Below are 16627 nucleotides of genomic sequence, written 5' to 3'. Positions count from 1 at the left end.
GCGTGGTGTTGCGCAGCGCGCGGCCCGGCGTGGTGTGGCGCGGCGCGCGGCCCGGCGTGGTGTGGCGCGGCGTGGCCCGGCGTGGCCCGGCGTGAGCGAAAGAGCGTGATGACTGTGAGGCATCAAGATGCCTGTCAGTCATCACGCTCTTCGCGGTGTGCCGCCCCGGAAGGTCAGGCGATGATCGTGTCGAGCGCGATCTCCACCATCTGGCTGAAGGTCTGCTCCCGCTCCTCCGACGTGGTCTTCTCGCCGGTCTTGATGTGGTCGCTGACGGTCAGCACGGTCAGGGCCCGGGCCTTGAACCGGGCCGCGATCGTGTAGAGCGCCGCCGACTCCATCTCCACCGCCAGCACGCCGTAGTCGGCGAGCGTGTCGTAGAGGTCCGGCCGGTCCGTGTAGAAGGCGTCCGCCGCCAGGATCGGTCCGACGTGCATCGCGATGCCGCGCCGCTCGGCCACCTCGACCGAGGTACGCAGCAGGCCGAAGTCGGCCACCGGGGCGTAGTCGATCAGACCGTCGAAGCGCATCCGGTTCATGTTCGAGTCGGTGGACGACCCGATCGCCGCGACCACGTCACGCAGTTGCAGGTCGGTGCTGAGGGCACCGCAGGAGCCGACCCGGATCAGCGTCTTCACGCCGTACTCGTTGATCAGCTCGTGGGCGTAGATGGAGGCGGACGGCATGCCCATGCCGGAGCCCTGGACGGAGACCTCGACGCCGTTCCAGCGGCCGGTGAAGCCCAGCATGCCCCGGACCGTCGAGTAGCAGGTCGCGCCCTCGAGGTAGGTCTCCGCGATCCACTTGGCCCGCAGGGGGTCACCCGGCATCAGGACCCGCTCGGCGATCTCGCCCGGCTTCGCGCCGATGTGCGTACTCATGGCAAAGATCCTGCCAGGCCGGCTCCGGCGATACCGGTTCGGCGTCCGAACCTGTGGTCCTGTACCCTCGTCGGCGGTGGCGTGTCCGAGTGGCCTAAGGAGCACGCCTCGAAAGCGTGTGAGGGTTTACGCCCTCCGCGGGTTCAAATCCCGCCGCCACCGCTCGTGAAACACGAGAACGCCCGGTGCGATCCCTGCGGATCGACCGGGCGTTCTCGCGTCAGAGCTGCGTTTCGCCGCCGTCGACGAACAGCTCGCTACCGGTCATGAAGCTGCTCTGGTCGGAGGCGAGGAAGAGCGCCGCGTTCGCGATCTCGTCCGGGTGGGCCAGCCGACCCATCGGCACGGTGGACGCGATGTTCTTGAGCAGAGCGGGTGACTCCGCGGCGCTGGGTGCCAGGCCCGCGAGCCCGGGAGTCTCGGTGGAGCCGGGGATGAGGGTGTTGACCCGGATCTTGCGGTCCATCAGCTCGGCGGCCCAGCTGCGCCCGAACGAGCGGATGGCGGCCTTGGAGGCGGCGTAGACGCTGAACGCCGGGATGCCGCTGACGGCCGAGGTCGAGCCGGTCAGCACGACCGAGGCACCTTCGTTGAGCAGGGGCAGGGCCTTCTGCACGGTGAAAACGGTGCCGTAGATGTTGGTGTCGAAGGTGTTGGCGACGTGCTCGGCGTCGATCGCGTCGAGCGGACGGAACTCGCCGCCGCCGGCGTTGGCGAACAGGACGTCCAGCCCTGCGCCGCGCTCCTCGATCGCCCGCATCACCCGGTCCAGGTCGTCGAGCTTGCCGGAATCGCTGACGATGCCGGTGGCGTTGGCGCCGATGCTGGCCACCGCCTCGTCCAGCGGGCCCTTGCGGCGACCGGTGACGAAGACGTACGCGCCTTCGGCGGCGAAGCGGCGGGCGGTGGCCAGGCCGATGCCGGTGGTGCCCCCGGTGACGAGAGCGGTCTTGCCGTCGAGCTGTCCCACTATCGTTCTCCTCCACAGGATTCTGTACCGAGCGGTACCGAACGAACGTAGCAACCATCTGGCCTGCCCGCAAATTTCTGTACCGATCGGTTTCGCGGTGGGTAGGATGGGTGGCCGGAGGTGGAGGACCATGCCGGTACGAGGGCGGCCACGCGGCTTCGACGTCGACGAGGCGCTGGAACGCGCGCTCGAGGTGTTCTGGCGGCAGGGGTACGAGGGCGCCTCGATGAGCGACCTCACCGCCGCCATGGGCATCAACAAGCCGAGCCTCTACGCCGCCTTCGGCAGCAAGGAGGAGTTGTTCCGCAAGGCTGTGGCCCGCTACGCAGACCAGGACATGGGGTACGCGCGGCACGCCATCGCCCAAACCACCGCGTACGAGGTGGTAGCCACCCTGCTGCGGGAGAACGTGCTCGCCGTGACCAGGCCCGACCGTCCCGCCGGCTGCCTGTCGATCCAGGGCGGCACCGCCTGCTCCAGCGTGAACGCCCCGGTCGCCGAGTTCCTCGCCGCCAGTCGGCTGGCCGGTGAGCGGGCCCTCGCCGACCGGTTCGCCCGCGCCGTCGCCGAAGGTGACCTGCCGGCCGACGCCGACCCGGCCGCGCTCGCCCGCTTCGTCATGAGCGTCACCGAGGGGCAGGCGATCCACGCCGCCGCCGGGGTCTCCCGCGACGAGCTGCGGCAGACCGCGGAGATCGCGCTCGGTGGGTTCGCCGCCGTGTCCGGCGCGCGCCCGCCCGCGCACGTGGGCTCCGCCTGACCGTCTGACGTGGACGCCGAGTGGTTCAGCAGGGGGCGGCGCCCTCGTCGAAGAGGCGGCGCGCCCAGTCGGCGTACCCGGCGATGGTTTTCCGGACCGTGCGCCCGTCGTGCAGGAACAGGTACGCGCGGTCGCCGCTGCGGGCGAGCAGCCCGTCGAGCCGGTGCGTCCCCTGTGGAGCGGGCAGCCGGGTGACCGACGCGTAGCGGTCCCAGACCTCCTCGACGGGTGAGCCGGCCGTTATGCCCTCCGGTGTTCGCATCGGATCGCCGACCCAGAGCAGCACCAGTTTGTCCTCGACGAAGACGGGGCTGACCGTGTCGTGGCCGGTGAGTACCGGCCCGCAGGCGTCCTGGTCGGTACGCAGGATGCCCCGACGGGTCAGCTCGGCCTCGGTGTCGCCGAACTCGATGTTGCGCAGGCCGTGCAGGTCGATGACCTCGACGTTGCCGGCGGGCCGGTTCGCCGGCATCGGTCCGGCGGGTGGCGGACCGCTGCCCGCGATCGAGGCAGCAGCCAGCAGCATGGCAATAAAAGCAAATTGTCGCAATTTCATGGAATCCCCCAGTCCCCAACGGACCGGGGCCGTTCAGGTTGCTGCCCGCCGGCGGATTACTGGTTTTCCCACTGTTCGATCAGTTCGTCCCAGTAGTCGGCGCTGAGTCGACGCCGCCCGTGCGCCAACCAGCCGGCGGTGTTCCGCTCCAGATGCAACCCCAACTCGGCGAACGGATCGATCCACGCACCCCGCTCCACGCCGAGTCGGCTGAGCGCCGCGTTGATCGGCCACTCCTCGCGCGGGGTTTCCAGGACGTCGTCGAAGCGTGGCCCCCAGGACAGCTCCCCGCCGAGCCACACCGCCGCCGACTGGTGGCCCACGCCGCCGCCGAACTCCGCCTCCAGGTACGCCACCGGCCCCGACCGCGACCACGCGGCGAGCAACGCGGCCAGCGGCGGCGACAGCACGAGGTCGAACGGCTGCTCGGCGCTGCGGTCGTCCGCCGCGTAGTCCGGTAGCGACCCGGTCAGCTCGGTCACCAACTGCGGGGTGACCGGTAGCAGCGCGAAGTCCTGGCGCAGCTCACCGAGGACGGCGTGGTCCAGCTCGGCGGTGTGCTCGCGGAGCAGGTCCGCGTCCGCGACCACCGCGCTGAGCTGGTACGCCATCGATCCTCCGCCGTCCACAGCCTGTGGATAGAACATGTGTACGACGGTTCCGGCCGCCGCTCGTGCCTGGCACGCTACCGGCCGTCGGGGCGTACCCGGGAGGGGCCGGACCGGCGGCGGTCCGGCCCCTCCCGACGGCCGCTACCAGGCGCTCATGTCGGGTGGTTGGTCGTTGGAGGTCGGAGTTCGGGTGTGGTCACCAGCTCTGCCCGGACGGGGGTCGACCGTCGCGGTGGGGGTGCGTGATCGACTCGGGTTCATGAAAGCCGGGGTGTCGAAGTGGCTGGGACGCCACGGAATTCAGGAACTCGAGTCGATCAAGGGCCCCAACGGGCTCATCGTTTGAGCAGACTGTCGGCCATGGAGTTCCTGTGCTTCCACCGCGACCGGCCCGACTCGGTCGCTCTGCGGGCCGAACTGCTGGAGGCGCACTGGTCCTACATGGACCGGTACGCCGCCGAGATGATCGCCCGCGGGCCGACCTTCGGCGACGACGGCGAGACGCCCAGCGGCAGTCTGCACGTCGTCGACCTGCCCGATCCCGTAGCTGCCCGCGCCTTCGCGTTCGACGAGCCCAACTACCAGGCCGGCGTGTACCGCGACGTGCTGCTCCGACGCTGGCGCAACACGCTGGGACGCAGCATGTGGGACTTTCCCGGTGATCCGGCCGGGGACAACCGCTACCTGGTACTGGCCCTCGGAGCGGGGGAAGGCGTCGACCTGGCGGTGCCGCCCCACCCGGAGCGCCTGATCGCGTACGGGCCGCTGCTCTCCGACGACGGCGTCACCTGGCTGGGCACCGCGATGCTGGCCGAGGCGTCAGGCCCGGACGCGGCGCGCGCCATCCTGACCCAGCACAGGTACGCCTCCGTGGAGGTGCACCCGTGGCAGCCAGGCGGGCGTCGCTGAGTCAGGCGCTCGCGCTGAGCTGGCCGACGAACGCGCGCCAGGCGGCCGGCGCGAAGGCGAGCGCCGGACCGGTCGGGTCCTTGGAATCCCGTACGCCGACCACGCCGGGCAGGTTGTCGGCGACCTCGACACAGTTGCCACCATTGCCGCTGCTGCGGGTGCTCTTGCGCCACCGCGCGCCGTTCAGCTCCATGATTCCGCCACTTCCGTCATCAGCTCGACCGACTGCGAGTGCGACAGCGCCTCGCCGCGCACGTTCTCCCATGCCGCCATCATGGCCGCGATGTCGTCCGGGTCGCTAGCCACTTGTCCCTGGAGTTGGTTGTCCAGGTAGCCGGCGACCCGGTGGTCGTGGCTGTGCGCGATCACGAACGGCCCGTTGAGTCCGGCGTACGCGCCGACCGTCGTCGGCACGACGTGCACCCGGATGTGCGGCTCCGCACAGGCCGTGACCAGGGCCAGCAGCTGCTCGTGCATGGTCGACCGGCCGCCCACCGGCCGGCGCAGGATCGCCTCGTCGACGACCGCCGTGAACTGCGGCGGGTCGTCCCGTTTGAGCACGCCCTGCCGGTTGAGCCGGACGCTGAGGTGGCGCTCGATCTCGCTTCGGGGGATCAGGCCCGCGCCGCTGAGGACCGCGCGGGCGTACGCCTCGGTCTGCAGCAGCCCTGGCAGGACGGTCGATTCGTACGACCGCAGGGACACCGCTTCGCGCTCGATTTCCTGCCAGGGACGAAACCAAATGGGGTCACGACGTCTCGCAGTGTCCGGCCAGATGTCCGACACGTCCTTGTGGAGGGCTTCCGCTGCCGCCAGGCGGTGCCGAGGATGCGGGATGCGGCCCTCGGTCAACCAGCGCGCAACGGTCTTCGGGTCGACGCCGACGGTCTCGGCGAGGGATTCGGTGGTGTGCCCGTTGTCGTTGAGCGCCACCCGCAACGCGTCGTTCACGGTCCCCTCCATCGGATGTCTCGAATATCTGAGAACCATATAGCTACGCCCTGTATCTGCCCGATGACGCGCCGCACTGTGAGTCCACAAAAGACGGCGTGGCCGGTGGAGGCGCAGCAGCCCGGCGGCCGACGTCAGTCGCGGGGTCGCCCCGACGCGGAGGCGGGGCGACCCCTTCCACCAGCGAAGGAGGGCTCGCTCGTGCCGCGTCGTCGCCACCGGAACCACCTACCGACCCGACCCACCTGGCGATGTCAGGCCTGCGGCATCGCCTGGCCCTGCTCGGCGGCGAAGCTCCGGCTGCTCGGCGAGTACCGGGGCGATCGGGTGGCGCTGACCGTCTACCTGGCGACGCTCCTGACCGAGGCCAGCGAGCAGCTCACAGAGGTGGACCCGTCCCGGCTCACCGACCGCTTCCTCTCCTGGACCCGCGCCCGAGGGTGAGGGGCGGCGTCAGGGTCGCCAGATCACGATCTCGATGTCGCGTGGCCGTTCGGCGAACAGGCCGTCCCGGGCCGCCGATGTCAGCAGCTCGCGCAGGTCCGCCTCGAACGCGGGCAGCCGATCGCCGAACAGGTGCGGCGCCGAACTGGACAGCGAGAACACCGCCGACGTCACCTCGTCCACCGACCGTTCCACGACGTTGCCCTGCCCTACGGTGATCCGGTGCGGACCGGCATAACCGGCGTGCCGCATCACGTCCTCCTCCGCGGCCGGGGTGTCGGCGGGCCGCAACCCCCGACCGGCCCGGCGGACGGGCCCCAGGTAGCGCGCGACCAACTCGTCGATCCGCGTCCAGGGCGGTCGCGGGTACGGCAGTCGGTCATCATCGGCCACGCCCTGGTGGGTGTTCGCGCTGAGGTGGACCCAGGCCCCGTCGGGCGCGAGCATGTCGCGGACCCGGCGGGCTACCAGCGGTCGATCCATCCAGTGGTACGACTGCGCGAACGTGGCCACCCGGAACGTACCCAGGTCGGCCGGCAGGTCCTCGGCCCGCAGGTGCCGCCACTCGACGTTGGTGACCCCGGCCGCGCCGGCCCGGCGCTGCGCCTCGGCGAGCATGTCCCGGTCGGCGTCCACCCCGACCGCCGTCTCGAACTGGGGCGCGAGCAGCAGCGTCAATGAACCGGGACCGCAGCCCACGTCCAGGAGCCGGCCGGTGCTGTCCAGGTCGAGCGCGGTACGGATGGCCTCGGCGATTGCGGGTGGGTACGGCCATCGGCCGACGCTGTAGTGCCGGGCGCTGCCGGCGTACAAGGTCTCGTCCCACTGCCACGTCGCGTCGGCCACGGCATCGATGAGACCACAACGACAACGCCCGGCCGACCTGTTATCGGTCTGCCGGGCGTCGATCATGCTCTGCGAGCGGAGGATACGAGATTCGAACTCGTGAGGGTGTAAACCCAACACGCTTTCCAAGCGTGCGCCCTAGGCCTCTAGGCGAATCCTCCGCGAGCCAGGATACAGGCCGCCGTGAACGGGGACACCCCACCACCCCCTGAAGATCGACGAGCCGTCGGGTAGGGTTGGCGTCACCTCCCGTGCGGCGGTATCTCGTGAACCTCCCCAGGGCCGGAAGGCAGCAAGGATAAGCGAGCTCTGCCGGGTGCACGGGAGGCCTTTTCGTCTCCGCGCCTTGATCCACTCGACATGCGTGATGTCGGGGCATCCCGGGCATGCGGACACCCCGATTTCCAGGAAGCCGAGTCGATCAAGGCGCGAGGCCGAGCCGGCGCGGCGGGGTGGGTGGTCACCCGCGCCCGACCGGCGCAGAATGGCTCGGTCGAGAGGAGGCGGGACGAGTGACGCTGGCGCTGTACCGCAAGTACCGGCCACGTACCTTCGCCGAGGTCATCGGGCAGGAGCACGTCACCGAGCCGTTGTCGCAGGCGCTGCGCAGCGGCCGGCTCAACCACGCCTACCTCTTCTCCGGCCCGCGCGGCTGCGGCAAGACCTCCAGCGCCCGGATCCTGGCCCGCTCGCTCAACTGTGAGCAGGGCCCCACCCCGGAGCCGTGCGGCAAGTGTGAGTCGTGCCGCTCGCTCGCCACCGACGGCGCGGGCTCGATCGACGTGATCGAGATCGACGCGGCCAGCCACGGTGGTGTCGACGATGCCCGTGAGCTGCGCGAGCGCGCCTTCTTCGCGCCGGCCAACAGCCGCTTCAAGATCTACGTGATCGACGAGGCGCACATGGTCTCGACCCAGGGCTTCAACGCCCTGCTCAAGCTGGTCGAGGAGCCCCCGGAGTACGTCAAGTTCATCTTCGCCACCACCGAGCCGGAGAAGGTCCTCGGCACGATCCGCTCGCGGACCCACCACTATCCGTTCCGGCTGATCCCGCCGAAGGTTCTCCGCCCGTACCTCGAACAGCTCACCCAGGCCGAGGGCGTCTCCGTCGAGCCGGCGGTCTTCCCGCTGGTGGTCCGCGCCGGCGGGGGCAGCGCCCGGGACAGCCTCTCCGTACTCGACCAGCTCATCGCCGGCGCCGGCCCGGAGGGGGTCAGCTACGCGCGGGCCGCCGCGCTGCTCGGCGTCACCGACTCGGCGCTGATCGACGAGATGTGCGACGCGCTGGCCGCCGGGGACGGCGCGGCCGCGTACGCGACCGTCGACCGGGTGGCCGAGGCCGGGCACGACCCGCGCCGGTTCGCCTCCGACCTGCTGGAACGGCTGCGCGACCTGATCGTGATCCAGCAGGTGCCGGACGCCGCCGCGAAGGGCCTCATCGACGGCCCCGCCGACCAGATCGAGCGGATGGCCGCCCAGGCCGCGCAGCTCGGCCCGGCAACGCTCTCGCGCTGCGCCGACATCGTGCACGACGGCCTGGTGGAGATGCGGGGCACCACCGCGCCCCGGCTGCTGCTGGAGCTGATCTGCGCCCGGATGCTGCTGCCCGGCGTCGACGACTCCACCGGCGGCCTGCTCCAGCGCCTCGAACGCATGGAACGCCGGCTCACCCTCGCCGGCACCGACGCGCCGCCGGCCGCCGCCGGCTTCGCGCCCGCCACCACCCCGGGGGTACGCCCACAGTCGGCGCCCCCGGTACCGGCTGCCGCAAGCCCCGCGCCCGCCGCCGCCCCGACCTCCGCCCCGCCGTGGGACGTCGACCCGACGGCGTCCCCGCACGCCGCAGGCACCGGCGGTGCCACCGCCGCGACCGCTCCCGGCTCGGGTGCCGCCCGCGCTGCCGCCCTGGGTGTCGCCCGCGCTGCCGCCTCGGGCGCTGCCGGTGCTGCCGTCTCGGGTGCCGGTGCTGCGGGCTCGGCCGCCGCCGATTCGGGCACCCGAAGCACGCACGCACCCTCGGCGGCGGACTCGCCGATTCCGGTGTCGCCCGGCGCGTCGGCCGCTGCCCCGACGTCCGAGGCCGTGCCCGTTTCGCCCGCCGGACCGGGTACCGGCTCGCCGGCCCCGCGTCGGGCGGTCCCGCCGTCGGCCGTACTGCCCGACCCGGCGACGCCCGCGCCGCCCCGCCCGGGCACGCCGCCCCCCGCGCTGGACGCGGTCGCGGTACGCCGGGTCTGGCCCGACGTGGTGGGCAAGGTCAACCGGACCAACAAGCGGATCGCCGCCCTGATGCGCGACGCGGTGGTCCGCGAACTCGACGGCGACATGCTGGTGTTGACCGTCAAGTCCTCCGTGCTGGCCAAGATGATGGCCGATCACGCGGCGGTGCTTACCGACGCGCTCTACGAGGAGTTGGGCGGGCGCTGGCAGATCCGCTGCGAGGTGGCCGGCGAGCGGGGTGGCACGTCGCTGTCCGGCCTGCCACGCTCCCAGCCGGCCGCCCCGGCCCGACCCGCCACACCGAACGCGGCCGCCGCCAGTCCGACGAGCGCACCGCCCGTCGAACCCGGCCCGAGCGTCGCGCCCACTGCGGCAGCCGCTCCCGGCCCGACGAGCGCGCCGCCCGCAGCACCCCGTCCGAGCGCTCCGCCGACTGCGGCAGCTGCTCCCGTCTCGCCGAGCAGCCCATCGGCCGCGCCCACCTCGACCACCGTCGCCGACCCGGAGGACGACTGGCCGGAGGCAGCGCGCCCGGGCGGCGGTGCCCCGGGCACCGAGGCGACGGATGACCAGGAGTGGCCGGAGGCCGCCCGCCCCGGCGGTGTCCCGCCCGGACCGGACCCGATTACCGCATCCGCCCGCAACGGCGGCGCGACGGGCAGCGGAGGCGGTCCAGGCGCGAACGGCACCCCCACGAACGGTGCCAATCCGAACGGTGCCACTCCGAACGGTGGTGACCCGGGCGGGCGGGGTAACCCGACGCCCGGGGCGCGGCAGCCGGCGTCAGCCGGTGGCGCACCGGTCAGCAGCGCCATCGCCGCGGCTCGCGCGGCGGCGGCGGGGCGCGGTGCTCGTACCCCATCGGCGAGCCGGCCCACCGCGGACGCGGAATGGGCGGGCGAACCTCCCTACGACCCGGACTACGACGGACCGGTGCGGGGCGGGCGGCCGGGCGGCGCGCCGCCGGCGGCCAAGCCCACCTACGAGGGGTTCGACCCGGGCGACGAGCCGTTGGACGAGGTCATCGACGAGAAGACGGCCCGGGAGTCGAGCGAGGAGCAGGCGGTACGGCTGCTGCGGGAGACCTTCGGCGCCGAGAAGATCGACGAGGTGGACGCGCGGTAACCGGCGCTTCGCCCAGCAGGACGCCGAGGCAGCAGGCCCACAGGGGGAAGGGCAGCACGGCGACGCGTTCCATGCCGCCCACCCCGATGCCGGTGCCCTGCTGGGCGACGAACAGTACCGTCCCGGTCAGCGCGGTGAGCCCGGCGGCGAGGGAGAGTCGTCGCCAGCGGCCGAGCACCGTGGAGTGGGGCGCGAACCCGGCGAGCAGCAGACCGACGTTGCCCACGACCATGATCAGGAATGCGCCCAGGACGTGCCGGTTCTCGTCGACGTCGGCGGGATGAAGGGCGACCAGGGCGTACCCGCCGGCGGCCAGCAGCAGCAGGATCTGCGCCGAGCGCACCACGCCGCCGCGGCCGAGGAGCCGCCAGGTCAGCAGCAGTCCGGCGGCGAGCAGGACGGCGGTGGCCAGCATCGCGGCGTTCATCAGCGGATGCCAGGGCGAGCAGACGAGGCGGGGTCGGGTGGTGTCCCAGACCCCGCAGTGCACGTTGCCGAGGTCGCTGATGTTGTGGGTGGCCCAACTGTAGGTCGGCTCGCGCCAACGCAGGCCGGTGACCAGACTGGCCACGAGGAAGACCGGTGCGGCCACCGCCCAGCACAGCGCGGCGACGCGGCCACTGCGGTTGAGACTCATACCGTGAGCAGACCAGTGCGGCGGGTACCGGCGCACTACCGCCAGACGCCCGGTTCGGGGTGGTGGTAGCCGTACCTCCGTCGCTCGGCGTGGGCGGACGCACCGGACACGGCGGCGTCGGTCCCAGCGGCTAGGCTGGTCGGCGGCCGAGCAGACGAGTGCGAGAAGGAGCCATCCGTGCGCCCAGGTGGACAGCCGAACATGCAGCAGATGCTGAAGCAGGCGCAGAAGATGCAGCAGCAGATCGCCGCCGCTCAGGCCGAGCTGGCCGAGGCCGAGCTGACCGGCACGGCCGGCGGTGGGCTGGTCACCGCGACGGTGTCCGGCGCGGGCGAGCTGAAGGCCATCAAGATCGACCCGAAGGCCGTCGACCCGGACGACGTGGAGACGCTGGAAGACCTGGTGGTGGCGGCCGTGCACAACGCCGCCGAGGCGGCGCGTGAGTTGACCGAGCGCAAGATGGGCCCGGTCGCCGGCGGCATGGGCGGCCTCGGCCTGCCCGGTTTCTGAGCCGGCAGATGTACGAAGGCGCCATCCAGGACCTGATCGACGAGCTGGGGCGACTGCCGGGCGTGGGCCCGAAGAGCGCCCAGCGGATCGCGTTCCACGTCCTCTCGGCCGATCCGGCCGACGTCAACCGGCTGGCCGGCGCGCTGCGCAAGGTCAAGGAGCTGGTGCGCTTCTGCACGACCTGTTACAACGTGGCCGAGTCCGAGCAGTGCCGGATCTGCCGCGACCCGCGTCGCACCGACGAGGTGCTGTGCGTGGTGGAGGAGCCCAAGGACGTGGTGGCCATCGAGCGGACCGGCGAGTTCCGGGGCCGCTACCACGTGCTCGGCGGCGCGATCAATCCCCTCGAAGGGATCGGCCCGGACAATCTGCGCATCCGTGAGCTGTTGACCCGGTTGAGCGGCGGCGCGGTGCGGGAGTTGATCCTCGCCACCGATCCGAACACCGAGGGCGAGGCGACCGCCACCTACCTGGCGCTGATGGTGAAGCCGATGGGGATCGCGGTGACCCGGCTGGCCAGCGGACTGCCGGTCGGCGGTGACCTCGAGTACGCAGACGAGATCACCCTCGGTCGCGCCTTCGAGGGGCGCCGGGCCGTCTGACCCCCCACGGATCGTCACCGGTGGGCTACAACTGAGTGGGTCCGCGCGACGAGCGCGGGCCCACAGGCGTACCCGGGGAGGTAGCGGTGCGGCGTTCGGACGGGCGGTCCTGGGCGCCGGCGGTGCTGGTGGCTGTGCTGGCGCTGGCCTTCGCCGGCGTCCTCGTGGCGATCGAGGTGGGGAGCCGGCGAATCGGCGCGGACACCCGTGCCGAGGAGGCCGAGGCCGAAGCCGCGGTGACCCGGAACGCCCAGGCGTACGGCGCGGCGGTGGTCGCCACCGGTGACGCGACGCCGTCCGACGAACGGTTGGCGGCGGTCGCGGAGGGCACCCCGGTCGAGGTGCGGGAGGTCCGCCGGGTGCCTGACCTGGTGGTGACCGTGTACGGTTCTGCCCCTTTCGGCGTGGTGTTCGGAGTGAGTCACGTGAACGCCTGCCACCGGGTGACCTTCCACGACCTGGGTACGGCCACGGCGGGCTCGGCCGTCGAGCGGCTGGCGGTCTGCCCGACACCCGCATCCTGATCGACGCCTCCGGATGCCCTTCGGAGCCGGCGGATCGACGTGCCGGTGGCCGGTCCCGTCACCTCCCGGTCAACGTGTTCGATGTGTCGCTCGATGTGTTCGCCGTGTCGTCGACTGTCAGACGTCTGCGCAAGGTGTCGGCTTGGTAGCGATTGCCTGACGGCCGTTCCGCTCCCGGTGTTACATGTCATAGCCTCCCGCACACGGACCGAGCCACAGCTCGGCGTGGTCATGCGCATGACAGAGGTGAGAGATGCAGGCGAGAAGGCTCAAATCGGCTGTGGCCATCGCGGCCGTTGCCGCTCTGGCGGTCGGCGCGGCCGGCTGCGCGGAGAGCGAGCGTGGCGGCGACAGTGGCGAGGCCAAGACCGGCGGCACCTTCATCTTCGCGGGTGCCGGTGACCCGAAGAACTTCGATCCGATCTTCAATGACGACGGTGAGTCGTTCCGGCCGGTCCGGCAGATGTTCGACACCCTGGTGAGCCACAAGCCGGGCACGGCGGAGCTGACCGGCGGCCTGGCCGAGAGCTGGGAGCACGACCCGACCGGTAAGGTCTGGACCTTCAAGCTGCGGCAGGGCGTGAAGTTCCACGACGGCACCCCCTTCAACGCGGCGGCGGTCTGCTACAACTTCGACCGCTGGTACAACATGCAGGGCGCCGCGGCCCAGGCGAACATGATCTATTACATGGACGTCTTCGGCGGCTTCGCCAAGAACGAGGCCGAGGGCGCGGGCGAGTCGATCTACGACAAGTGCGAGGCCAAGGACGACGGCACCGCCGTTCTCTCGCTCAAGAAGTACAAGGGTGCGTTCCCCGGCGCCTTCGCGCTGACCTCGCTGTCGATCGCGAGCCCCGAGGCGCTGAAGAAGTACGACGCCAACACGGTGAAGCAGAACGGCGACTCGTTCGAGTACAGCGCGTTCGCCAACGAGCACCCGGTCGGCACCGGCCCGTTCACCTTCGGTGGCTGGGACAAGACCAAGGGCGAGATCACCCTCAACCGGAACCCGGACTACTTCGGTGACAAGGCCAAGGTCGACAAGATGATCATCAAGATCATCAAGGACGAGAACACCCGCAAGCAGGAACTGCGTGCCGGTACCGTCCACGGCATCGACTTCCCGGCCCCCGCCGACACCAAGGCGCTCGCCGACGAGGGCTTCCAGGTCGTGGCCCGCCCGGCGTTCAACATCCTCTACCTGGGCCTCAACCAGAAGAACCCGAAGCTCAAGGACCTGCGGGTGCGGCAGGCGATCGCCTACGCGCTCAACCGCCAGCAGCTCGCCCAGACCAAGGGCCCGACCGGCGCCAAGGTCGCTGACGAGTTCATGCCGGACACCGTGCTCGGCTACGCCCCGGACGTGCAGAAGTACGAGTACAACCCGGACAAGGCCAAGCAGCTCCTCAAGGAGGCCGGCGCCGAGGGTCTGACGCTGAACTTCTACTACCCGCCGGACGTCTCCCGGCCGTACATGCCGAACCCGCAGGAGATCTTCACGATCCTGGCCAACGACCTCCAGGCCGTCGGTATCAAGGTCAACGGGGTTCCCCGCCCGTGGAACGGCGGCTTCAAGGACGACGTGCAGACGTTCGGCAAGCACGACCTGCACATCCTCGGCTGGACCGGCGACTACAACGACCCGGGCAACTTCGTCGGCACGTTCTTCGGCCGGGGCAAGGCCGAGTTCGGCGACCAGGGCATGACCGAGATGTTCGACGCGATCGCCAAGGCCGACGGCACTGTCGACGACGCCGGCAAGAAGGCCGCCTGGGAGCAGGTCAACCGGGACATCGCCGCCAAGTGGCTGCCGGCCGTGCCGGTCTGGCACGCGCCGCCGGCGATCGTCGTCACCAAGGACGTCGAGGGCCTGAAGGCCAGCCCGCTGACTGACGAGCGGTTCAACACCGTCAGCCTCAAGAAGTGACGTCAATCGGCTGACGCCGTAGGCGGAATCGGCCCGGGTTGGGGGTTTTCCCTCCGCCCGGGCCGATTCCGCGACCATCGAGACTCTGGTGTGTGAGAGATGTTGCGAGTGATAGTCCGCCGCCTGCTACAGCTGGTGGTGACGCTGATAGCCCTGTCAGCGCTGATCTTCGTCTGGTTGCGGAACCTGCCCGGTGGCCCGGTCGACGCGCTGCTCGGTGAACGGGCGACCCCCGAGACCCGCGCCCTGCTGACCAAGGCACTCGGTTACGACCAGCCGATCCTCGTGCAGTACGGCAAGTTCATGCAGCGGATCCTCACCGGTGACTTCGGCAACTCGATCCGTACCGGTGACCCGGTCACCGAGGTCATCGGCCGGGCCTTCCCGGCCACCGTGGAGCTCGCCCTCGCGGCGATGCTCATCGCGGTCGGGTTGGGCGTCCCCCTGGGTTATCTCGCGGCCCGCTGGCGCGGGCGGCTCCTCGACCACCTGACGGTGGTGGGCACGCTGCTCGGCATCTCGATCCCGATCTTCTTCCTGGGCTACCTGCTCAAGGACGTCTTCACCCAGAACATCCACTGGTTCCCGCCGTCCGGCCGGGTCAGCATCGGGTTGGACAACACCAACATCACCGGCTTCTTCGTCCTCGACAGCCTGCTCACCCGGGAGTTCGACGCCACCGCCGACGCGCTCTGGCACCTGGTCCTGCCGGCGTTCACGCTCGCCACGATCCCGCTGGCGGTCATCGTCCGGATGACCCGGGCCAGCGTGCTGGACGTGCTCAACGAGGACTACGTCCGCACCGCCGAGGCCAAGGGTCTGCGGCAGCGGACCGTCCGGGGCCGGCACATCCTGCGCAACGCGCTCCTGCCGGTGGTCACCACCATCGGTCTCCAGACCGGCGCGCTGCTGTCCGGCGCGGTCCTCACCGAGAAGGTCTACAACTGGGGTGGCCTCGGCACGCTGATCACCGACTCGATCACGGGCAGCCGCGACTACCCGATCCTCCAGGCGCTGATCCTGCTGTCCGCACTGGTCTTCGTGGTGGTCAATCTCCTGGTGGACCTCTCCTACGCCTTCATCGACCCGAGGGTGCGTGTGCGATGACCGAACCAACCACGCAGGCTGGCACCCCGGCTCCGCGCACAGGGGACGAGCGGGCGACCGGCGCGGGCCGCAGCCGCCTCGGTGACCGTAAGAAGGCTCGCCTGGACGAACTGGCCCAGGCCACCGCCGCCCCCGGCGGCGTGAGCCTGTTCCGCGACGCGTTCCGTCGGCTGCGCCGCAACCCGGCGGCGATCGTGGGTGCCGCCATCATCGTGCTCTTCGTGCTGGTGGCGATCTTCGCTCCGCTGATCGCCCCGCACGACCCGGTGCGGCGCTTCGACGAGCTGACCGACCTCCTCACGCCCAACAACATCGCCGGACCCATGGACGGCTTCCCGCTCGGCTCCGACGAGTTGGGCCGGGACCTGCTGTCCCGCCTGGTCTACGGCAGCCGGCAGACCCTCTTCGTCGGCGTCCTCGCCACCCTCATCGGGCTCGCCATCGGCGTGCTGTTCGGCGCGATCGCCGGCGCCGTCGGTGGGTGGGTGGACAACATTCTCATGCGGATCACCGACGTGATGCTGGCCCTGCCCGCCCTGCTGCTGGCGATCACCCTGGTCGCCCTGGCCAGCAAGTCGAGCCAGTGGACGGTCATCATGGCGGTGGCCATCGTCAACGTGCCCATTTTCGCCCGACTGCTGCGCGGCTCGATGCTCGCCCAGCGGGAGAGCGACCACGTGCTGGCCGCGCGGGCGCTGGGCGTCAAGCAGCGCAGCATCGTGCTGCGGCACATGCTGCCCAACGCCATGACCGCGGTGATCGTGCAGGCGACGCTGACGCTCTCCGTGGCGATCATCGAGGCCGCGTCGCTCTCCTTTCTCGGCCTCGGTGACCCCGATCGGGACCGGGCCGAGTGGGGCGCGATGCTCGGCGACGCCGGCGTGCGCTACTTCGAGGTACGCCCGGAACTGGCCTACTACCCGGCGTTGGCGATCATCGTGGTCGCGCTCGGCTTCACCCTGTTCGGTGAGGCGATGCGCGAGGCGATCGACCCGAAGAACCGGCGGTGATCGCGGTGGGCCCGATCAGCAAGGACCACAGCAGTGAG

At 70.8% G+C, this 16627-nt stretch carries 18 protein-coding genes, 2 tRNA genes and 1 other RNA gene; 12 read left to right on the top strand and 9 right to left on the bottom strand.

Annotated elements, in window-relative coordinates; genetic code table 11:
* Window positions 1-173: 173 nt before the first annotated feature.
* Window positions 174-881, bottom strand: coding sequence for a purine-nucleoside phosphorylase (deoD, locus tag ACN263_RS28805; RefSeq protein WP_151491018.1), 708 nt, complete (start codon window positions 879-881; stop codon window positions 174-176).
* 75 nt (window positions 882-956) lie between these two features.
* Here deoD and ACN263_RS28800 point away from each other — a divergent pair.
* Window positions 957-1043: transfer RNA gene (locus tag ACN263_RS28800), tRNA-Ser, on the top strand.
* Between the two features lie 58 nt (window positions 1044-1101).
* Here ACN263_RS28800 and ACN263_RS28795 read toward each other — a convergent pair.
* Entirely contained in the window at window positions 1102-1851 is a 750-nt protein-coding gene (locus tag ACN263_RS28795) for an SDR family oxidoreductase (RefSeq protein ID WP_422737354.1), read from the bottom strand.
* Between the two features lie 130 nt (window positions 1852-1981).
* Here ACN263_RS28795 and ACN263_RS28790 point away from each other — a divergent pair, with 130 nt between their 5' ends.
* Complete coding sequence (locus tag ACN263_RS28790) at window positions 1982-2611, top strand: TetR/AcrR family transcriptional regulator (protein ID WP_422737353.1); 630 nt, start codon at window positions 1982-1984, stop codon at window positions 2609-2611.
* Between the two features lie 25 nt (window positions 2612-2636).
* Here ACN263_RS28790 and ACN263_RS28785 read toward each other — a convergent pair whose 3' ends face one another.
* Together ACN263_RS28785 and ACN263_RS28780 are read right to left on the bottom strand one after the other, a co-directional pair.
* On the bottom strand, window positions 2637-3131 hold the full coding sequence (locus ACN263_RS28785) for a hypothetical protein (protein ID WP_422740858.1): 495 nt from the start codon (window positions 3129-3131) through the stop codon (window positions 2637-2639).
* A 92-nt stretch (window positions 3132-3223) separates the two neighbouring features.
* Entirely contained in the window at window positions 3224-3778 is a 555-nt protein-coding gene (locus ACN263_RS28780) for a hypothetical protein (protein WP_422740857.1), read from the bottom strand.
* 360 nt (window positions 3779-4138) lie between these two features.
* Here ACN263_RS28780 and ACN263_RS28775 point away from each other — a divergent pair, with 360 nt between their 5' ends.
* The gene (locus tag ACN263_RS28775; protein ID WP_422737352.1) at window positions 4139-4687 is read left to right on the top strand and encodes a YciI family protein; all 549 of its coding nucleotides are present in this window, start codon (window positions 4139-4141) and stop codon (window positions 4685-4687) included.
* Window position 4688: 1 nt separating this feature from the next.
* On the opposite strand, the gene ACN263_RS28770 is transcribed toward ACN263_RS28775, so the two are convergent.
* Complete coding sequence (locus ACN263_RS28770; RefSeq protein WP_422737351.1) at window positions 4689-4880, bottom strand: DUF397 domain-containing protein; 192 nt, start codon at window positions 4878-4880, stop codon at window positions 4689-4691.
* Window positions 4871-5638, bottom strand: coding sequence for a helix-turn-helix domain-containing protein (locus ACN263_RS28765; protein ID WP_422737350.1), 768 nt, complete (start codon window positions 5636-5638; stop codon window positions 4871-4873). Before ACN263_RS28765 ends, ACN263_RS28770 begins: the two co-directional genes overlap by 10 nt.
* Window positions 5639-5839: 201 nt before the next feature.
* Between ACN263_RS28765 and ACN263_RS28760 the strand changes: the two genes are divergently transcribed.
* On the top strand, window positions 5840-6082 hold the full coding sequence (locus ACN263_RS28760) for a flavin reductase (protein ID WP_422737349.1): 243 nt from the start codon (window positions 5840-5842) through the stop codon (window positions 6080-6082).
* A 9-nt stretch (window positions 6083-6091) separates the two neighbouring features.
* Here the strand turns inward: ACN263_RS28760 and ACN263_RS28755 are convergent, their stop codons facing one another.
* Entirely contained in the window at window positions 6092-6928 is an 837-nt protein-coding gene (locus ACN263_RS28755; protein WP_422737348.1) for a class I SAM-dependent methyltransferase, read from the bottom strand.
* A gap of 76 nt (window positions 6929-7004) precedes the next feature.
* Window positions 7005-7089 (bottom strand) — tRNA-Ser (locus ACN263_RS28750).
* 82 nt (window positions 7090-7171) lie between these two features.
* Here ACN263_RS28750 and ffs point away from each other — a divergent pair.
* An RNA gene (gene ffs / locus ACN263_RS28745) (signal recognition particle sRNA small type) lies at window positions 7172-7261 on the top strand.
* A 179-nt stretch (window positions 7262-7440) separates the two neighbouring features.
* The gene (locus ACN263_RS28740; RefSeq protein ID WP_422737347.1) at window positions 7441-10272 is read left to right on the top strand and encodes a DNA polymerase III subunit gamma and tau; all 2832 of its coding nucleotides are present in this window, start codon (window positions 7441-7443) and stop codon (window positions 10270-10272) included.
* Here the strand turns inward: ACN263_RS28740 and ACN263_RS28735 are convergent.
* The gene (locus tag ACN263_RS28735) at window positions 10169-10909 is read right to left on the bottom strand and encodes a DUF998 domain-containing protein (RefSeq protein ID WP_422737346.1); all 741 of its coding nucleotides are present in this window, start codon (window positions 10907-10909) and stop codon (window positions 10169-10171) included. The genes ACN263_RS28740 and ACN263_RS28735 overlap by 104 nt on opposite strands.
* A gap of 201 nt (window positions 10910-11110) precedes the next feature.
* On the opposite strand from ACN263_RS28735, the gene ACN263_RS28730 reads away from it, so the two are divergent.
* The 6 genes from ACN263_RS28730 to ACN263_RS28705 all read left to right on the top strand — a co-directional run bounded on the left by ACN263_RS28730 (window position 11111) and on the right by ACN263_RS28705 (window position 16589).
* Entirely contained in the window at window positions 11111-11419 is a 309-nt protein-coding gene (locus tag ACN263_RS28730; protein WP_238433593.1) for a YbaB/EbfC family nucleoid-associated protein, read from the top strand.
* Between the two features lie 8 nt (window positions 11420-11427).
* Window positions 11428-12021 (top strand): recombination mediator RecR, encoded by a 594-nt coding sequence (recR, locus tag ACN263_RS28725; protein WP_355052561.1) that lies wholly within the window; start codon window positions 11428-11430, stop codon window positions 12019-12021.
* An 86-nt stretch (window positions 12022-12107) separates the two neighbouring features.
* Window positions 12108-12545, top strand: a complete 438-nt coding sequence (locus ACN263_RS28720; RefSeq protein WP_422737345.1) for a hypothetical protein — start codon at window positions 12108-12110, stop codon at window positions 12543-12545.
* Between the two features lie 253 nt (window positions 12546-12798).
* Window positions 12799-14472, top strand: coding sequence for an ABC transporter substrate-binding protein (locus ACN263_RS28715; protein WP_422737344.1), 1674 nt, complete (start codon window positions 12799-12801; stop codon window positions 14470-14472).
* A 99-nt stretch (window positions 14473-14571) separates the two neighbouring features.
* The gene (locus ACN263_RS28710) at window positions 14572-15579 is read left to right on the top strand and encodes an ABC transporter permease (protein ID WP_422737343.1); all 1008 of its coding nucleotides are present in this window, start codon (window positions 14572-14574) and stop codon (window positions 15577-15579) included.
* Window positions 15576-16589: an ABC transporter permease gene (locus tag ACN263_RS28705; protein WP_422737342.1), complete on the top strand. Its 1014-nt coding sequence runs from the start codon at window positions 15576-15578 to the stop codon at window positions 16587-16589. Before ACN263_RS28710 ends, ACN263_RS28705 begins: the two co-directional genes overlap by 4 nt.
* The last annotated feature ends 38 nt before the right edge of the window (window positions 16590-16627 follow it).

Origin of the sequence: Micromonospora sp. WMMD729 (genome assembly GCF_049315225.1) — a bacterium.
Taxonomy (GTDB): domain Bacteria; phylum Actinomycetota; class Actinomycetes; order Mycobacteriales; family Micromonosporaceae; genus Micromonospora.
The sequence above is the reverse complement of the archived record's forward strand: the minus strand, read 5'-3'. Positions and strand labels throughout refer to the sequence as shown.